Genomic DNA, 15,967 nt, shown 5'->3' with positions numbered 1-15,967 from the left:
CCCTGGACCGCCACGCCAAACTGACATGGTTGCTTCTCCCACGAGGGGAGAAGGAAGACGCAGGTGGTGTCAGCCCCCGGCATGCCCCTTGCAGAACCCGGGGTTGATCGCCGGATCCCCGGCCCGGTCACGAACGGAGCTTCCCATGGCCAAAGCGGCCTCATCCCGGATCACGGCGCCCCGCAAGATGGCGTCGACCAAGCCCGACCTGCGCCTCGTCGAGGCCGGGATCGATCGCGCCGCCACGGTCGAGGCCGCGGTGCTGGCCGCCGCCCCGGTCGCGCCGCCCCCGGCGCTCAAACACACTGGTGGCGGGGCTTCACAGACCACAGCCGCCCGCGTGCGCAGCCTGCTGAAAGAGGCCCGCGCCCTGGCCCTGGAACAGGTGGAATCGCTTGAGACCGCCCTGCAGGACGCCGCCGAGATCGCTGCGGAAATCGCCGACGGCGGCGACGCCTATCCGGTCGGCACCCGCGAAATGGCTTCGCGCCTCGCCTCGGACCTGCCGGCCAAGGCCGAGGCCATCCGTGCCATTGTGAAACGCCTGCACTAGAGCGAACCGGTCGATTCGGCCTGAAACCAAAATGGTCTAGGCGGCCAGCAGGTCGCCTTCGTCCGGATGCCGTTTGAACCAGGCCACCGCATAGCCGCAGTGCGGGGCCAGTTTCAGCCCTTCGGCCCGGGCGTGGTCAGACAGCGTCTGCATGAACCGCCCCGCCGCCCCCGTGCCACGCAGGGCCGGATCGGCCTCGACGTGCAACAGCTCATAGACCCCGTCCCTGAGCCGGTAGTCGGCCCGGACCCGGCGCAGGACCCCGCCGGCGTCGGCGATGTCCTGCGTGAACCGGTGCCCGGCGAGGTCATTTTGGAACTGGGTCATGACGGCGGACCTTTCGGGTGTAGGCTTGTTCTCCCTATCCAATCCCGCAGCCGCTGTCCTGTTCCCGACAGGACCGCCGTGACGCCCGAAGGCACCCGACCATGACCCGCACCGCCCTGCTGCTGACCCTGACCGCCACCGCCGCCCTGACGGCCTGTAATCGGGAACCGCAACCGGCGGCACCGGACCCGGCCGCTGTGGCCCCGGCGGCCGTCCCGGCGGAACCCGGTGCGGCAGCGACCCCGGCCACGGCCACGCCCGCCCGCGCCACCGCCCCGCGCCTGCGGCCCGGCCTGTGGCGCGTCACCATGAGCGGCGACGGCGCGACCGGCACCAGCCGCATGTGTGTCGACCGGGCGATCCAGTCGCGCATGAGTGTGATCGGGGCCTCCCAGTCGGCCGGGGCCTGTCAGGAAAGCACCACCCGTGCCCTGCCCGGCGGCGGCTTTGCCGTGCACAGCGTCTGTGACGCCACGGCCATGGGCGGCGGCCGCACCGTCACCGACGGCGCCGTGACCGGCGACCTGACCACCGGCTATGTCAATCACATGACCTCGGCCACCACCGGGGCTCCGGTGGCGCATATGAACCGCACCATGAGCATGACGGCCACCGGCACCTGGGCCGGGGCCTGCCCCGCCGACATGAAGCCCGGCGATATGGAGATGCCCGGCGGCATGCGTTTCAACATGGCCGAGATGGCCGAAGGGGCCGCCCATATGACGACCCGGCCCTAGAGCGAAATCGGTTGAGTTGGACGACGTCCAGCCCGGCTCAGATTTCGCTCCAGTTTGAATCTGGACCATTTTCTGGATCCAGGTCGATTCGACCTGAAACAAAAACGGTCCAGACGATCAGGGGGCCTGGTCCTGCAGCAGCCGCAGCAGGCCGAAGATGCTCTTCACCGTGAACCAGACCGTGATCAGCAGCCACAGGATGCCGAACAGGATCAGAAACGGGATGCCGATCAGGACGATCGAGGCCAGGGCGCTGACCAGGATGGCGACCCAGCAGGCCACGGTCCACCAGAACACCGACCAGAACAGCGCGATCTGGGCCTCGATATGGGCCCGGGCGACGCCGGTGGCATTGGCCCGTCCGGCATAGGCCACGACCAGACCGACCAGCACCAGAATGTTGGCGCTGGGGATCGACAGGATGAACAGCACCCAGGCCGCCAGGGCCGCGACATTGCCTTCGGATCCGTTCGCACTGCCACGACGGGCACGGTCTTCGGGGGGGACGGCGGACATGGCGCGCTCCTAGATCAGCAAGGTGTGGGGATTGTCGACGGGCTCGCCACTCTTCAGTCGCCACACCCCGGCCGCGCCGCGAATCAGGATCCACACCGCAGCGAGGAACAGCACCAGCACCCCGACCCCGATCACCAGCAGGATGCCGCCCAGCAGGGCCGCCACCGCCGCCGTCCACAGGGTCCGCTGCTGATAGATGAAATGGCTGCGTGCCAACGGCCCGTCCGGGCCCGGCCGCCCGGTCACCGCCAGCAATCCGATCACCGCCGCCACGCCGAAGGTCGGCACGCTGAACAGGATCAGGGCGTAGACGGCATAGAGACTCATCGCCCCCTCGACCGGTCCGGTGTCGCGTCGTCGTGACGGCGGCGGCAGGGGCGACAGCTCGAAGGTCGACCCCGACTCGACCGGCGGCGCGATCACATCGGGCTCGGGTCCGGAGTCCGCCACCCGGGCCTGACCGGTCAGCGACGCCGCCGAGACAAAGCCCACATGGGCGTCGGCTTCATGAGCGTCAGCCTCTTGGGCGTCACTTCCGGCGTCCGCGACCTCCCCGGTTTCGGGGGTGTCTTCGGCCGTGTCCGGAACGTCAGTCTCCGGCATCCCGGCCGGGTCCTGCGGGGCAGGTCCGGATTCAGGAACGGGATCGGGGTCGGGCTGGATGGGATCGCCGGGTTCGGCCAACGGATGGTCCTCTGGTGTGGGGCAAACAATGACGGTCCGGCCCGCGCGGCGCAACCGTCAGCGACTGAAGGCGACCTCGCAACCGGCGGCCTCGGCCCCGTCGAGGGCCCCGGGCTTCTCGATCCGGACCGCGACGCGACGCACCCGGGGGTCGTCGAGACAGGCCATGGCCAGCCGCTCGGCGAAGGTCTCGACCAGGCCGACATGGCCCGCCGCCGCGACGGCCCGGGCCGCGGCCGCCACGGTCTCGTAGTTGATCGTGTCAGCCAGATGCTCGACCACGACGGGCCCCATCTCCAGCGTCACATCGATGACCAGGGTCTGCAGTCGGCCGTGTTCGTGATCATAGACGCCGATACCGACGTCCAGCTTCAGACCGCGCACGAAGACGCTCAGCCCCTCGCGCTGCAGGGTGCCGCCGAGCGGAAACGGCGTGACCGTGGGGGACGAGGCCATACGGCGCTACTCCAGAATATCGGGGGTGCGCCACGCCAGGTGCTGCCCCCCGTCGACGGCGATCATCTGGCCGGTGACCAGATCAGCCTCGATCAGCCAGCGCACGGCGGCAGCCACCGCCTCGGGGCGGCCCGGCCGCTGCAACAGGGTCCCGGCCGCCTCGGCCGCGAACTCATCGGCCGTCTGATGCACCGAGGGCAGGGTCGGACCCGGTCCCACGCCATTGACCCGGATACCGGGGGCCAGGGCCTGGGCCAGGGTCTGGGTCGCCCACCACAGGGCATTGCGCGACAGGCTGTACGAAAAGAAGCGCGGGTCCGGCTTCAGCACCCGCTGGTCCAGCAGATTGACGATGGCCGACCCGGCCGGGGCCTGGGCGGCGAAGGCCTCGGCCAGCACGACCGGGGCGCGCAGATTGGTGTCCAGATGCCGGTCCCAGACGGCGCGATCCAGCGACCCGACGCGGTCGTCCTCGAACACGGAGGCATTGTTGACCAGGGCCGTCAGCGGCCCCAGACCCGCGACCGCCGCCGGAACCAGCGCCCGGGTCGCGGCCTCGTCGGTCAGATCGGCGGCCAGCACCAGCGCGCGCCGACCCAGATCGCGCACGGCCGCAGCGACCGATTCGGCCTCACCCGCAGAGTCACGATGATGAATCGCCACATCGAAACCGGCCGCAGCCAGCTCAAGGCAGATCGCCCGGCCGATCCGTTTTGATCCGCCGGTGACCAGCGCCGCGCCGTGACTGGCGCGAGCGTCAGTCAATCCGGCCGAACTCGACGTAGTTGATGATGGCGATGACGGCGATGAAGCCGAGGATGATACCGAGAGCCAGCATGGAAACACTCCTGTTCGTGCGCCGCAATAAAGCGCCCGGCCCGCCTGTTCAAGCGCAACCGGCGCGGCCTATCCTCACAGCGACATGAGCAATTGGCGAACCCGCGTCGAGCCCTTCACCCGTCCGCTGTTCTTCGCCTGGTCGCGGATGACGCGCGGCATGACGCTGGGCGTGCGTGGCGTGGCTGTTGATGGCGAGGGCCGGGTGCTGCTGGTGCGGCACACCTATCTGCACGGCTGGTGGCTGCCCGGCGGCGGTGTCGACCGCGGCGAGACCCTGGAACAGGCCCTGATCCGCGAGATGCGCGAGGAGACCGGCCTGGTCGTCGAGGGCCGCCCGCAACTGGTTTCGGCCCATTCCAACGAACGCTTCTTTCCCGGCGATCACGTGCTGGTCTACCGCATCGACACCTTCAGCCTGACCGACCGCGCCCCCGACGGCGAGATCGCCGAGACCGGCTGGTTTGCCCCCGACGCCCTGCCGCCGGACACCCACCGCGCGACCCGGACCCGGCTGGCGGAAGCGCTGGAGGGCGAGACCAGCGATCCGGACTGGTAACGCCGGGAATTCGCCGCTAGCGAAACACCATGAACCCTTCGCTCTTCGCCATGCTCGCCGTCGTGTTCGGCGGGGCCGCCACCGCCCTTCAGGCTCCGACCAACGCCAAGATGATGACCGCCGTCGGCTCGCCGGTGAATGCGGCCTTCGTCTCCTTCGCCGTGGGAACGGCCGCGCTCGGCATCCTCGCTGTCATCCTGCAGACCCGCCCGGACATGGCCGCCTCGCGGGCCCTGCCCTGGTACGCCTGGGTCGGCGGCCTGTACGGAGCCATCTTCGTCGTCGCGGCGGCCTGGGGCGTGCCCAAGCTTGGCGTGGCCACCACCATCACCCTGATGGTCGCCGGCCAGCTGCTGCTCAGCCTGGTGCTCGACCATTTCGGCGTCATGGGTGTGCCGAAACAGCCGCTGAACCTCGGTCGCGCCGCCGGGGTTGCCCTGGTCCTGATCGGCGTCCTTCTGGTGCGGCGTTCCTGAGCCTATATCAATCGGGATGACCGACCCGACCGTCCCTGACGCGCCAGTTGAATCCGCCGCGCTCACCGCCGCCGAGCTGATTCGCGACGAGGCCCGGCGTGCGCCGGACAAGCCCGGCGTCTATCGCATGTACGGCGAGGACGGCACCTGCCTCTATGTCGGCAAGGCCGCCAGCCTGAAGAAGCGCGTGCTGCAATATGCCCAGGGCCGGTTCCACACCCAGCGCATCGGGCTGATGGTGTCCCAGACCCGGTCGATGGAGCTGGTGGTCACCGCCTCGGAGACCGAGGCCCTGCTGCTCGAGGCCAATTTCATCAAACGGCTGAAGCCCCGCTTCAACGTGCTGATGCGCGACGACAAGTCGTTCGCTGAACTGATGATCCGCAAGGACCACCGTGCCCCCCAGGTGATGAAACATCGCGGAACCCACACCCGGCCGGGTGACTATTTCGGCCCCTTCGCCTCGACCTGGGCGGTGAACCGTACCCTGACCACCCTGCAGCGGGCCTTCCTGCTGCGTACCTGTTCCGACAGCGTCTATGAGAGCCGCACCCGCCCGTGCATGCTGCACCAGATCAAGCGCTGTTCGGCCCCCTGCACCGGCCTGATCTCGCTGGAAGACTATGGAGCCCTGGTCGATGAGGCCTCGGCCTTTCTCAAGGGCCGGTCGCGCGCCGTCATCGATCGACTGTCGGACGAGATGACCGCCGCCGCCGAGGTGCAGGACTATGAACAGGCGGCCCGAACCCGTGACCGTATCCGCGCCCTGACGACCATCGCCATGGAGAATTCGGTCAACGCCGGCAATATCGCCGAGGCCGACGTCTTCGCCCTGTTCAGCGACGGCGGTCAGGCCTGTGTCCAGGTCTTCTTCTACCGTGCCGGCCAGAACTGGGGCGGGTGGGCCTATTTCCCGCGCGTCGACCGGGCCGACACCGATCCGGAAATCCTCGCCGCCTTCCTTGGCCAATTCTACGAGGACAAGCCGGTCCCACGCCTGATCCTGTCCAATGTCCGGCCGCACGAGCTGGAACTGCTGGAAGCGGCCTTCAGCCTCAAGTCGGACCACCGGGTCGACATTGCCCGGCCGCAGCGCGGCGACAAGCTGGGCCTCGTCGACCACGCCCTGACCAATGCCCGCGAGGCCCTGGGCCGCAAGATGGCCGAGAGCTCGGCCCAGGGCAAAATCCTCGATGAAGTCTGCGAGGTCCTGGGTCTCGAGGCCCGCCCCGAACGGATCGAGGTCTATGACAATGCCCACATCCAGGGCACCAACGCCGTCGGCGGCATGATCGTGGCCGGACCCGAGGGTTTCCAGACCTCGCAGTATCGCAAATTCAACATCCGCGACGAGGATCTGACCCCGGGCGACGACTACGGCATGATGCGCGAGGTCATGCGCCGCCGCTTCGGCCGTCTGGTCCGGGACGAGGCGGCGGGCGAGGACGTTGTCCGCCCCGACCTGCTGCTGATCGACGGCGGTGCCGGCCAGCTGGCCGAGGTTCTGGCGGTGCTGGCCGACCTCGGGGTCGAGGACATCACCGTTGTCGGCATCGCCAAAGGGCCGGATCGCGACGCCGGGATGGAGCGCTTCTTCATGCCCGGCCGCCCGCCGTTCATGCTGCCGTTGAAATCACCGGCCCTCTACTATGTGCAGCGGTTACGCGACGAGGCCCACCGCTTCGCCAACGGGGCCCACCGCACCCGTCGCTCGATGGACATCAAGAAGAATCCGCTCGACGAAATCGAGGGCGTCGGCCCCGGGCGCAAGAAACTATTGCTGCACGCCTTCGGTTCGGCCAAAGGAGTCGGCAGGGCTTCGGTGACGGATCTGGTCAAGGTCGCGGGCATCAACCAGTCACTCGCCGAACGCATCCACGCCTATTTTCACAAACCCTGATCTCGTCCTGGAACCGAGCTTATGACCGAAGATGCACTGACCGCCGGCTATCGTCGCTTTCGCGACACGACCTGGCCGGCCCAGCGTGACCGCTTCGCCGCCCTGGCCGCAGAGGGACAGGAACCCCACACCCTGATCATCGCCTGCTCCGACAGTCGCGCCGATCCGGCCGCGATCTTCGACTCCACGCCGGGCGAACTGTTTGTGATCCGCAACGTCGCCAATCTGGTACCGCAGTATGAGCCGGACGGTGGCCTGCACGGCGTTTCCGCAGCGCTGGAATTCGCGGTCAAGGTGCTGAAGGTCAAGCGGATCGTGGTCATGGGCCATGCCCATTGCGGGGGCGTCAACGCCATGCTGTCGGGCGCGCCGAGCGACTGCCTGGATTTTGTCTCGCCCTGGGTCGAACAGGGAGTCCAGACCGTCCGCCGGGCGTCCGATGGCATCGCCCCCGACCAGATCGAACAGGCCGCCGAAGAAGCCGTGGTCCGCCTGTCGCTGGAAAACCTGCGCACCTTCCCCTGGATCGCCGAGCGCGAAGCCGAAGGGAAGCTGACGCTGTCGGGCCTGCATTTCGGCATCGCCGACGGTGTCTTGCGGGCGTTGACGGACCAGCCGAGGTTCGAACCCCTCAGCTGAGTCCCTCGCCAGCCCCGGCGAACCATGGCAAACCTCTGGCTCCCCGACCGGAAATGCCGATGACCCACGCCCCGCACGTCAACCCGATCCCCAACATCCTGACCGGCATCCGGTTGTTCGCCGGGGTGATCATGTTCCTGATCCTGGCCGGAGCCGCACCACAGGGCGTGCCGCTGCTGTCTTCCTATCTCAGCCCGGACGACCAATTCCGCCTCGGGCGTACGGCCTTCGTGATCTTCATCATCGCGGCCTCGACCGACTGGGTGGACGGCTATCTGGCGCGGCGCTGGAACGCGACCACGCGGCTGGGGGCCATTCTGGATCCGATCGCCGACAAGATCCTGGTGACCGGGGCCATCCTCGGCGTCCTGGCCTGGGGCTCGGTGCCGCAGATCGCCATCCCCTGCGGCCTGATCCTGTTCCGTGAGTTTGCCGTCTCGGCCCTGCGCGAGACCATGGCCGGCACGGTCAAACTGCCGGTGACCCTGCTGGCCAAATGGAAGACCACCCTGCAGATGGTCGCCCTGGCCGCCCTGCAGCTGGTGCTGCTGTGGGACGGGTTCGGCCTGCCCCTCGACTGGCAGCCCGGCTTCCAGACCTTTGCCTATGTGCTGATCTGGGCCGCCGCCGTGGTCACGGTCTGGACCGGCTGGCAGTATTTCGACACGGCGCGGCGCGAGATGAGCGCGCTCTGATCCGGTAACGGCGGACCCGGATTGAGCCCGGGTCCGCCGGTCCGCTCACTCGACCCCCAACTCCGCCGCCAGCCACTGCATGCCATAGACATCCCGCAGCGCCGTGGTCACCGCGCCGGTGGTGACGATGACGCTGCGGTTGACGTTGCGATCATAGCCATAGGCATTGCGCTGGCTCAGCACGGTCGAGTCGAAATTGGCCCCGACGATCTCCCCGGCCGCATTGACCACCGGCGAACCTGACGAGCCCCCGATGGTGTCGGACGACACCGCCATGTCCAGCACCGTCGTGCCGTCGATCCGGTCCCGCGCGGCCAGCAATTTCGGCGCGACGTCGAACGGGGCCGCGCCGGTGGCCCGGTCCCACAGGCCGTCGAAGGTGGTGAAGGCACCCCAGCGCTGACCGGGCACGTCCGAACCCTCGATCCGCCCATAGGTCAGGCGCAGGGTGCCGGTGGCATCCGGATAGACGGCGTCGCCATAGGCGGCGAACCGGGCGGCAGCCAGTTGCTCGGACGCCCGCGCGGTCGGGGCCTCGACCCGGGCCTCCCAGTCCGCGCGAACGGCCCGGGCCTGGCCGTCGACCTTCAGCGCATACTGGATCATCGGATCGTTCGAGGCCCGTACGGCGGCGAGACCGCCCTGCCACAGGGCGCGACGCACCGCCGGGTCGGCCAGGGTCGTGCCCGCGACCAGCCGGGCTGACAGGCCCTCGGGTGACTCCTGGCCGAGCAGGGCGCGGACGCGGGGATCGTCGACGGTCAGCCATTCGCGGGTCTTGGACAGCCACCATTCCAGCCGCACCTGATCCAGCGACGGATAGACCGGGCGCTCGGCCATCAGCCGGGACTCGACACTCGACAGGCGCGAGTCGGCGAATTCCGCCAGGCGTTGGTCGGACGGTTTGGCCCGCTCGATCGCCGCGCGGACCAGGGTCTCGGCATAGCTGTACAGGCTGGAGCCGCCGCCGGACCGGCCCTCCAGCATCGCATAGGCCGGATAGAGCTCGCGCTGGATCGGCTGGACGGCGGCCAGGGCGGCCCAGGGGTCTCCAACCGTGGTGGCCAGATCAGGGTTGGCGGCCACACGACGACGGAAATCGGCCTCCGCGTCGGCCCGACCGGCCATGAAGGCGGGGTCGATCAGGGCCCGCATCCGGCCCAGTCCGCGCTTGTAACTGTTCTCGACGCCCGAGATCGGATCCATGGCGATGAAGGCGTTCTCCTCGCTCTCCTCGCTGAACCGGATCATCCGGCCGCGCAGCTCCGAAGCCAGCAGCTGGTCCATCGGCAGGACCACGTCGCGAATGGTCATCAACTGGTCCTGGGTCAGCAACCGCTGGGTCGAGCCCGGGCTGCCCGAGACGAACACCGGCGTGCCCTCGACCGGCCGCGAGGCGTTCCAGGCGAAATGGACCGGGGTCACCGCCGGGGCACCATTCTCGTACAGGCGGATGAAGGCGGCATCGACGGCGAAGCGCGGGAAGCTGAAATTGTCGAGGTCGCCGCCAAAGGTCGCGGCCCGGTCCTCGGGCGCGAAGGCCAGACGCACATCGCTGTATTTCTTGTAGGTGTAGAGCTTGAACTGACCGCCCCGGTACAGGGTCACCACCTGGCAGCGGCGACCGGCGTCACCGCCACAGGCCTCGCTCTCGATCCGGCCGGCCTCGGCGTCGCGCGCCTGGGTGAAGGCCTGACCCGACAGACCCTCGCCCGCCCTGTGCATCCGCGCGGTGACGTCAGAGATATCGATCAGGATCTCGGCCGTGCCGCCCGGACATTTGATCTCTTCCTCACGCGAGCGCGGCGTGAAGCCGGTCTCGGCGTAGTTGATGGCCTGGGTCGACAGATTGGCGACACAGCTGGCGACACAGTGATTGTTGGTCATCACCAGCCCCTCGGCCGAGACGATGCCCGCCGAACAGCCGCCGAACTTGGCCGACGACAGCCGCACCCGGTCCAGCCAGGCCTGATCGATGTTGGTGCCCAGCGTCGCATTGGCCCGGGCGATCGGGAAGTTGTCGAAAGTCCACATCCCCTCCTCGGCCCGCGCGGCGGTACCGGCGGCAAGGGTCAGGGCGACAGCGGTGAGAACGGGTGAGAGGCGCATCGTTTTCTCCTTCCTTCTCCCCTTGCGGGAGAAGGTGGCCCGCGCAGCGGGTCGGATGAGGGGTTATTCCCTCATAAAAGACGTGAGGAATGAACCGGGCAAGTCGCGCGTTTCACCCCTCATCCGCCATCCCCGGCGTTCGCCGGGGCTGACATCTTCTCCCGCAAGGGAGAAGGGACGGTCTAGTCGACGCCCAGCTCGTCCAGCAGCTGCGGCTGGTGATAGACATTGCGCAGCACCTCGGTGATCGCTGCCGTCGACACGGTCACCGACCGGTTCAGGGTGCCGTCATAGCCGTACGACCCGCCCAGCGAATGGATGTTGCCGTCGAAGGCGGCCCCGATCACCTCGCCCGCGGCATTGATCACCGGCGAGCCCGAGTTGCCGCCGACGATGTCGTTGGTCGAGACGAAATCATAGACCGTGTCCTTGTTCACCTGCTGCTCGGCATCGAGGAAGCCCTGGGCCGCGTTGAACGGTTCTGACCCCGTGGCCCGCTCGTACAGACCGCCGATATAGGTGAAGGCCGGCACGGTCACGCCGCGATAGGTCCAGCCCTTCACCTGACCGTAGCTCAGACGCAGACTGAAGGTCGCGTCCGGATAGAGGTTGGAGCCATAGGCCGCGAACCGGGCCTGGGCGACGCGTTCGGCCGCGAGGGCAGTCGGGGCCTCGACGGCTGCGGACCACTGGTCATCGATCGCCTTGGCCGCGTCGTCATTGGCCAGGACGAAGGCCAGCAGCGGATCGGCCTCGGCCAGCTGCGCGGGGGTCCGCGCCAGCGCCCACTGGCGGAAGGCCGGGTCGCCCACGCGGGTGCCGCTGACCAGCCGTTCGGCGAGGGCTTCGGGACTCTCACGCCCCAGCAGCGCCTTCACCTGATCGTTGTCGACGGTCAGATATTCGCGGGTCTTCGACAGCCAGAAGCTCAGATAGATCTCTTCCAGATCATTCGAGATCGGAACCTCACCCGCCAGACGGCGGTTCAGCGCCGCGATGGCCGCCGCACTCATCCGGCGTTGTTCGACGGGGCGGGCCTGATCCTTGGCCGCGCGCACGATCGACCGGGCGTAGCTGTACAGGGTCGAGCCGCCGCCGGCGCGGGCTTCCAGCTGGTAATAGGGCAGGAACAGGTCGCGCGCGGCGATCTGGGTCCGGGCCAGGTCCGCCCACGGATCGCCGATGCGCTGCATCAGGGCGGGGTCGGCCGCCACCTGCTGCCGCAGATCGGCCTCTTCTTCCCGCTTCTGCGCCATGAAGGCCGGATCGGTCAGCGCACCTGACTGGCCGTAATAGACCTTGAACCGGTTCTCGAGACCGAAGATCGGGTCGAGCGCCACCCGTTTGGCTTCCTCGCCCGAGGTCGAATACTCCAGCAACCGGCCGCGCAACTCCGAGGTCTGGATCAGCTGGATCGGCAGACTCTGGTCCCGCAGCCGCTCCAGCTGCGACATCGTCAGCAGGCGTGACGTCGACCCCGGATTACCGGCCACAAAGGTCACATCGCCCTCGGCCGGCGGGTTCGGATTCCAGGTCAGATGGTTCGGCGTCTCGACCGGCTTGCCGTCCTCATAGGCGCGCAGGAAACCGACATCGAGCGCATAGCGGGGGAAGTTGAAATTGTCCGGGTCGCCGCCGAAGAAGGCCGCCTGGAACTCCGGCGCGAACACCAGCCGCACGTCGTCATATTTGCGGAATTTGTACAGGGCGTAGCGACCGCCGCGATAGAAGCTGATGACCTGACAGGTCAGCTTGGGGTCGCCGGCGCAGTTTTCCTGCTGGATCGCCTCGGTCACAGACGTCCGGGCCGCGTTGAACGCAGCCCCTTCAAGGCCCGCCCCGGCTCCCAGAACCCGGTCGGTGACGTCGATGATGTCGGTCAGGACCTCGGCGGTCTGGCCGGGGCAGGTCGCCTCCTCCTCACGAACGCCGGGCATCCAGCCGTTCTTGACGTAGTCGTTTTCCGCCGTCGACAGGTCCTGCACGCACCCGACCACACAGTGGTGATTGGTCAGGATCAGCCCCTCACCCGAGACGAACGAAGCCGAACATCCCCGCAGCCGCACCGCCGCGCCGCGCACCCGGTCCAGCCACGCCTGGTCGATGTGGGTTCCGTATTTGTCGTTCACCACCTGAATGGGGAAATTGTCGAAGGTCCACATACCCTCATCGGCCCGGACGGGGGTCGGGACGGCAGACATCAGCGCCGTCGCGGCACCGATGACCGCCAGCGAACTCATCAGGCGAATTGAACGAACCGACATCTGAATAATCTCCCGTCACCGGATGCTGGATCATCACGGCTGCTGACCGATAACTACCCGCCCCGAACGGGGGCCGTCTACTGTCCATCACGGATCGGGGACGGTCCGGTTCGCCCTCCCGGACCCTAGCCTTACCCCGATTTAACTAGGACCTCAGGCCCGCGCGCTTCAGATAGCGGTGTCCGTCAGGGGGTTTAGTCCGTTCATGTCGCTTGCGCTTTCCACGCTTCTCTACGAGTGGCGCCGCTATATGGCCGCCGTCATGGCCCTGGCCCTGTCCGGTCTGCTGGTGCTGGCCATGACCGGTGTCTTCATCGGCATCGGCAAGGGCTTCACCGCGACCATCGAGCGTTCGAGCGCCGACATCATCATCATGCAGCCCGGGGCCAAGAGCCTGATCGGTGGACCGTCCGGGGTGCCGCGCCGCTTCATTCCGCTGGCCTACAACCACCCCGAGGTGATCGAGGTTCTGCCGCTGGACGGCGCGGGTGGCACCTTCCAGAGCATCAAGGACGTCGACCCGACGATGAGCCAGGCCGACCGGGCCAAACAGGGCGCGCCCCGGATGAAATTCGTCCAAGCCAGCATCATCGACACGACCCCGGACGCGGTGACCATCCCCACCGACTATTCCCAGGAGCTGATCGACGCCCTGCGCCAGCCCCTGACCGTCGCCATCGACGAGACGGCGCTCAAGCCCCTCGGCGTCAAGCTCGGCGACAAGGCCCTGTACAACGGCCAGACCGTGACCGTCGTCGCCGTGCTGCGCGGCTATCCCAACATGATGCAGTCGACCGTGGTCATGTCGCGCGACACCCTGCGCATGGTGGGGCAGGCCGATACCGGTCCCCGCGTCGGACCCCTGATGGTCAAGTTGCGCAATCCGGCGCGGGCCGACTTCGTCGCCGCCCAGCTGAATGCCATGGGTGACGGCCAGTGGAAGGCCTGGACCCGTCAGGAGCTGGCCGACGCCAATGCCGGGGCGATGTTCGAGGAAGGCATCCTCGTCATCATCATCGGCGGCTGTGTGGTGCTGGGCACCGTCATCGGCGTCGCCATCACCTGGCAGACCCTGCGAGGGGCCATCATGGCCAACATCAAGGAGTTCGCCTCGCTGCGGGCCTTGGGGGTCGGCATGGGTTCGCTGCGCCGCATCGTGCTCGAGCTCAGCTTCTGGGTCGGCATCGTCGGGGTGGCCGCCGCGATCGGCCTGACCTGGCTGGTCTCCCTGCTGGCGGCATCCAATGCCGTCATCATCGCCCTGCCCTTCGGCCTCCTGGTCGTCGTCGGCGGCGGCCTGATCCTGATCGCCATGGTGTCGGGCTTCCTGTCGATGGGCATTCTCAAGAACAGCCAGCCGGCGGATTTGCTGCGATGAGCCCGACCAGATCCCACGGCAAGCACGGCGATTTCGCCATCGAGGCCAAGGCGCTGGTCAAGCGCTTCAAGACCGGTCGCACCTATGTCGAGGTGTTGAAGGGACTCGATTTCGACGCCCGCCACGGCGACCTGACCATGGTCATGGGACCATCCGGTTCGGGCAAGTCGACCCTGATCGCGGCCCTGTCCGGTCTTCTCCGCCCGGAGGAAGGCCAGGTCGCCACCCTCGGTGTCGACGACCTGTGGAAATTGTCCGCGGGCCGGATCGACAAATTCCGCCTCGATAATTGCGGCTTCATCTTCCAGGGCTTCAACCTGTTCCCGGCCCTGACCGCCTTGCAGCAGGTCGAGGTGGTATTGAAATTCCAGGGCCTGTCCCCCGCCGCGGCCAAGAAACGGGCGACCGAAGCCCTTGAGGAGGTCGGACTGGGTCCGCGCCTGCACCAGCGCCCCTCGTCCCTGTCCGGCGGCGAGAAACAACGCGTCGCCATCGCCCGGGCCCTGGCCAAGGATCCGCAGATCCTGTTCGCCGACGAACCGACCTCGGCGCTCGACGGTGAAAACGGTCAGGTGGTCATCCGCCTGCTGCGCCGCGCCGCCACCGAACACGGGGCCGCCGTCATCTGCGTAACCCACGACCCGCGCCTCGAGGCCTGGGCCGATCGCGTCATCCATATCGAGGACGGCAAGATCATCGACGATGAACGCCGCATTCCCAATCCTGACGCCACCCTGGCGTCGCACTGAATCACGATCCGAAGGACACTGACGACATGCCCCGTTTTCTGAAGAACAAGTGGCTCTGGATCGGCCTGCTGCTGATCATCGTGATCGTTGTCGGCTACGTCTTCATGCAGAAGGCCGGCGCGGCGAAGAAGGCCGAGCTGGAACAGGCCGCGACGACCAGGGTCGAGAGCCCCTACGCCGCCATCGCCAACGGCAAGGTCGACGTCGAGGGCGGTATCATCCAGATCGCGGCCCGTCGCGGCGGCGTCGTCCGTGACGTGCTGGTTCAGGAAGGCGACAGGGTCACCGCCGGTCAGATTCTGGCCCGGCAGGAAGACGATGAACCCCGACTGGCCCTGCAGAGCGCCGCCGCCGACGTGGCCCAGGCCGAAAGCCAGTTGCGCCTGATCCAGGTGGAAATCCGCACCGCCCAGCGGGAATACGATCGCCTGCATCAACTGGTCGCCACCAATTTCGTCGCGGCCCAGCGCATGGATCAGGCTCGCGACGCCATCGCCACGGCCCAGGCCCGCCTGTCCAGCCAGCAGGCGGCGATCCAGACGGCCCGGGCCCGTCGTGACCAGGCCGCCTATAATGTCGAACTGACCATCATCCGCTCGCCGCAGAACGGTCGCATCGTGCGCCGCTACGCCAATCCCGGGGCCGGGGCCTCGACCCTGAACGTGTCCAACATGTTCGACCTGGAACCGGATGCGCCGCGCATCGCCCGGGCCGAAATCGTCGAAAGCGACATTCCCAACATCAGCCCGGGACAGGCCGTCGAGATCACGGCTGAAGGCGATCCGAACAAGATCTATGTCGGTACCGTGCTGCGCCGCGCCGCGGTGTTCGGAGCGCGCAAATTGACCTCGGACGATCCGTCCCAGCGCAGCGACGAGCGGGTGGTCGAGGTCGTGGTCACCACCGGCGACGCCCCGATGCTGATCGGCCAGCGGGTGCTGGTGAAATTCATGAAGCCCGGCCAGACTGCCGGAGCCCCCCGCGCCCCCTCGGCCGGCGTCCCCGCCAGCCGCTCGATGCGGACACCGCCCGCCCGCTAGATGTGAGCTCTCAATAGGTTGTCCATCCGGTCCAGGCCGGGGAAGCTG

Annotated in this window: 17 protein-coding genes; 10 read left to right on the top strand and 7 right to left on the bottom strand. The window is 67.7% G+C overall.

Features of this window, described 5'->3' with window-relative positions; all coding sequences use genetic code 11:
- The first annotated feature begins 145 nt into the window (after positions 1 to 145).
- Positions 146 to 553: a hypothetical protein gene (locus tag AAC050_RS14165; protein WP_339915736.1), complete on the top strand. Its 408-nt coding sequence runs from the start codon at positions 146 to 148 to the stop codon at positions 551 to 553.
- Positions 554 to 589: 36 nt separating this feature from the next.
- Here the strand turns inward: AAC050_RS14165 and AAC050_RS14160 are convergent, their stop codons facing one another.
- Positions 590 to 880 (bottom strand): GNAT family N-acetyltransferase, encoded by a 291-nt coding sequence (locus AAC050_RS14160; protein ID WP_339915735.1) that lies wholly within the window; start codon positions 878 to 880, stop codon positions 590 to 592.
- A gap of 101 nt (positions 881 to 981) precedes the next feature.
- Between AAC050_RS14160 and AAC050_RS14155 the strand changes: the two genes are divergently transcribed.
- Positions 982 to 1,617, top strand: a complete 636-nt coding sequence (locus AAC050_RS14155) for a DUF3617 family protein (RefSeq protein ID WP_339915734.1) — start codon at positions 982 to 984, stop codon at positions 1,615 to 1,617.
- Between the two features lie 117 nt (positions 1,618 to 1,734).
- Here AAC050_RS14155 and AAC050_RS14150 read toward each other — a convergent pair whose 3' ends face one another.
- From AAC050_RS14150 to AAC050_RS14135, 4 genes are all read right to left on the bottom strand, one after another.
- Positions 1,735 to 2,133 (bottom strand): hypothetical protein, encoded by a 399-nt coding sequence (locus AAC050_RS14150; protein ID WP_339915733.1) that lies wholly within the window; start codon positions 2,131 to 2,133, stop codon positions 1,735 to 1,737.
- Positions 2,134 to 2,142: 9 nt separating this feature from the next.
- On the bottom strand, positions 2,143 to 2,736 hold the full coding sequence (locus AAC050_RS14145) for a hypothetical protein (RefSeq protein WP_339915732.1): 594 nt from the start codon (positions 2,734 to 2,736) through the stop codon (positions 2,143 to 2,145).
- A 138-nt stretch (positions 2,737 to 2,874) separates the two neighbouring features.
- Positions 2,875 to 3,273, bottom strand: coding sequence for a dihydroneopterin aldolase (folB, locus tag AAC050_RS14140; RefSeq protein ID WP_339915731.1), 399 nt, complete (start codon positions 3,271 to 3,273; stop codon positions 2,875 to 2,877).
- A 6-nt stretch (positions 3,274 to 3,279) separates the two neighbouring features.
- Complete coding sequence (locus AAC050_RS14135) at positions 3,280 to 4,038, bottom strand: SDR family oxidoreductase (protein ID WP_339915730.1); 759 nt, start codon at positions 4,036 to 4,038, stop codon at positions 3,280 to 3,282.
- 157 nt (positions 4,039 to 4,195) lie between these two features.
- Between AAC050_RS14135 and AAC050_RS14130 the strand changes: the two genes are divergently transcribed.
- From AAC050_RS14130 to pgsA, 5 genes are read left to right on the top strand one after another with little or no spacing between them, the layout of a single operon-like run.
- Positions 4,196 to 4,669 (top strand): NUDIX domain-containing protein, encoded by a 474-nt coding sequence (locus AAC050_RS14130; protein ID WP_339915729.1) that lies wholly within the window; start codon positions 4,196 to 4,198, stop codon positions 4,667 to 4,669.
- 29 nt (positions 4,670 to 4,698) lie between these two features.
- Entirely contained in the window at positions 4,699 to 5,145 is a 447-nt protein-coding gene (locus tag AAC050_RS14125) for a DMT family transporter (protein WP_339915728.1), read from the top strand.
- A gap of 16 nt (positions 5,146 to 5,161) precedes the next feature.
- Positions 5,162 to 7,045, top strand: a complete 1,884-nt coding sequence (gene uvrC / locus AAC050_RS14120) for an excinuclease ABC subunit UvrC (RefSeq protein WP_339915727.1) — start codon at positions 5,162 to 5,164, stop codon at positions 7,043 to 7,045.
- Positions 7,046 to 7,066: 21 nt separating this feature from the next.
- A complete protein-coding gene (locus AAC050_RS14115) occupies positions 7,067 to 7,684 on the top strand; it encodes a carbonic anhydrase (RefSeq protein WP_339915726.1) in 618 nt (205 codons plus the stop codon).
- A gap of 53 nt (positions 7,685 to 7,737) precedes the next feature.
- The gene (pgsA, locus tag AAC050_RS14110) at positions 7,738 to 8,379 is read left to right on the top strand and encodes a CDP-diacylglycerol--glycerol-3-phosphate 3-phosphatidyltransferase (protein ID WP_339915725.1); all 642 of its coding nucleotides are present in this window, start codon (positions 7,738 to 7,740) and stop codon (positions 8,377 to 8,379) included.
- Between the two features lie 45 nt (positions 8,380 to 8,424).
- Here pgsA and AAC050_RS14105 read toward each other — a convergent pair whose 3' ends face one another.
- Both AAC050_RS14105 and AAC050_RS14100 read right to left on the bottom strand, forming a co-directional pair.
- Positions 8,425 to 10,488, bottom strand: a complete 2,064-nt coding sequence (locus AAC050_RS14105; protein WP_339915724.1) for a S46 family peptidase — start codon at positions 10,486 to 10,488, stop codon at positions 8,425 to 8,427.
- 182 nt (positions 10,489 to 10,670) lie between these two features.
- A complete protein-coding gene (locus tag AAC050_RS14100) occupies positions 10,671 to 12,752 on the bottom strand; it encodes a S46 family peptidase (RefSeq protein WP_339915723.1) in 2,082 nt (693 codons plus the stop codon).
- 205 nt (positions 12,753 to 12,957) lie between these two features.
- Between AAC050_RS14100 and AAC050_RS14095 the strand changes: the two genes are divergently transcribed.
- From AAC050_RS14095 to AAC050_RS14085, 3 genes are read left to right on the top strand one after another with little or no spacing between them, the layout of a single operon-like run.
- The gene (locus AAC050_RS14095) at positions 12,958 to 14,130 is read left to right on the top strand and encodes an ABC transporter permease (RefSeq protein ID WP_339915722.1); all 1,173 of its coding nucleotides are present in this window, start codon (positions 12,958 to 12,960) and stop codon (positions 14,128 to 14,130) included.
- Positions 14,127 to 14,879 carry an ABC transporter ATP-binding protein gene (locus tag AAC050_RS14090; RefSeq protein ID WP_339915721.1) on the top strand — a complete coding sequence of 251 codons (753 nt, stop codon included), beginning with the start codon at positions 14,127 to 14,129 and terminating at the stop codon, positions 14,877 to 14,879. The genes AAC050_RS14095 and AAC050_RS14090 overlap by 4 nt, the downstream gene beginning before the upstream one ends.
- Before the next feature lie 26 nt (positions 14,880 to 14,905).
- Positions 14,906 to 15,919, top strand: a complete 1,014-nt coding sequence (locus tag AAC050_RS14085) for an HlyD family efflux transporter periplasmic adaptor subunit (RefSeq protein WP_339915720.1) — start codon at positions 14,906 to 14,908, stop codon at positions 15,917 to 15,919.
- Positions 15,920 to 15,967 lie beyond the last annotated feature (48 nt).

This window comes from uncultured Brevundimonas sp., from assembly GCF_963974615.1.
GTDB lineage: Bacteria > Pseudomonadota > Alphaproteobacteria > Caulobacterales > Caulobacteraceae > Brevundimonas.
This window is presented reverse-complemented; position numbering and strand designations above follow the sequence as displayed.

Excerpts from the sequence above, each read along its gene's own strand:
- AAC050_RS14155 (WP_339915734.1), top strand. The coding sequence starts at position 982 with ATGACCCGCACCGCCCTGCTGCTGACCCTGACCGCCACCGCCGCCCTG.
- AAC050_RS14150 (WP_339915733.1), bottom strand. The coding sequence starts at position 2,133 with ATGTCCGCCGTCCCCCCCGAAGACCGTGCCCGTCGTGGCAGTGCGAAC.
- AAC050_RS14100 (WP_339915723.1), bottom strand. The coding sequence starts at position 12,752 with ATGTCGGTTCGTTCAATTCGCCTGATGAGTTCGCTGGCGGTCATCGGT.
- AAC050_RS14085 (WP_339915720.1), top strand. The coding sequence starts at position 14,906 with ATGCCCCGTTTTCTGAAGAACAAGTGGCTCTGGATCGGCCTGCTGCTG.
- uvrC (WP_339915727.1), top strand. The coding sequence starts at position 5,162 with ATGACCGACCCGACCGTCCCTGACGCGCCAGTTGAATCCGCCGCGCTC.
- pgsA (WP_339915725.1), top strand. The coding sequence starts at position 7,738 with ATGCCGATGACCCACGCCCCGCACGTCAACCCGATCCCCAACATCCTG.
- AAC050_RS14130 (WP_339915729.1), top strand. The coding sequence starts at position 4,196 with ATGAGCAATTGGCGAACCCGCGTCGAGCCCTTCACCCGTCCGCTGTTC.
- AAC050_RS14095 (WP_339915722.1), top strand. The coding sequence starts at position 12,958 with ATGTCGCTTGCGCTTTCCACGCTTCTCTACGAGTGGCGCCGCTATATG.
- AAC050_RS14160 (WP_339915735.1), bottom strand. The coding sequence starts at position 880 with ATGACCCAGTTCCAAAATGACCTCGCCGGGCACCGGTTCACGCAGGAC.
- AAC050_RS14090 (WP_339915721.1), top strand. The coding sequence starts at position 14,127 with ATGAGCCCGACCAGATCCCACGGCAAGCACGGCGATTTCGCCATCGAG.
- folB (WP_339915731.1), bottom strand. The coding sequence starts at position 3,273 with ATGGCCTCGTCCCCCACGGTCACGCCGTTTCCGCTCGGCGGCACCCTG.
- AAC050_RS14165 (WP_339915736.1), top strand. The coding sequence starts at position 146 with ATGGCCAAAGCGGCCTCATCCCGGATCACGGCGCCCCGCAAGATGGCG.
- AAC050_RS14115 (WP_339915726.1), top strand. The coding sequence starts at position 7,067 with ATGACCGAAGATGCACTGACCGCCGGCTATCGTCGCTTTCGCGACACG.
- AAC050_RS14105 (WP_339915724.1), bottom strand. The coding sequence starts at position 10,488 with ATGCGCCTCTCACCCGTTCTCACCGCTGTCGCCCTGACCCTTGCCGCC.
- AAC050_RS14125 (WP_339915728.1), top strand. The coding sequence starts at position 4,699 with ATGAACCCTTCGCTCTTCGCCATGCTCGCCGTCGTGTTCGGCGGGGCC.
- AAC050_RS14145 (WP_339915732.1), bottom strand. The coding sequence starts at position 2,736 with ATGCCGGAGACTGACGTTCCGGACACGGCCGAAGACACCCCCGAAACC.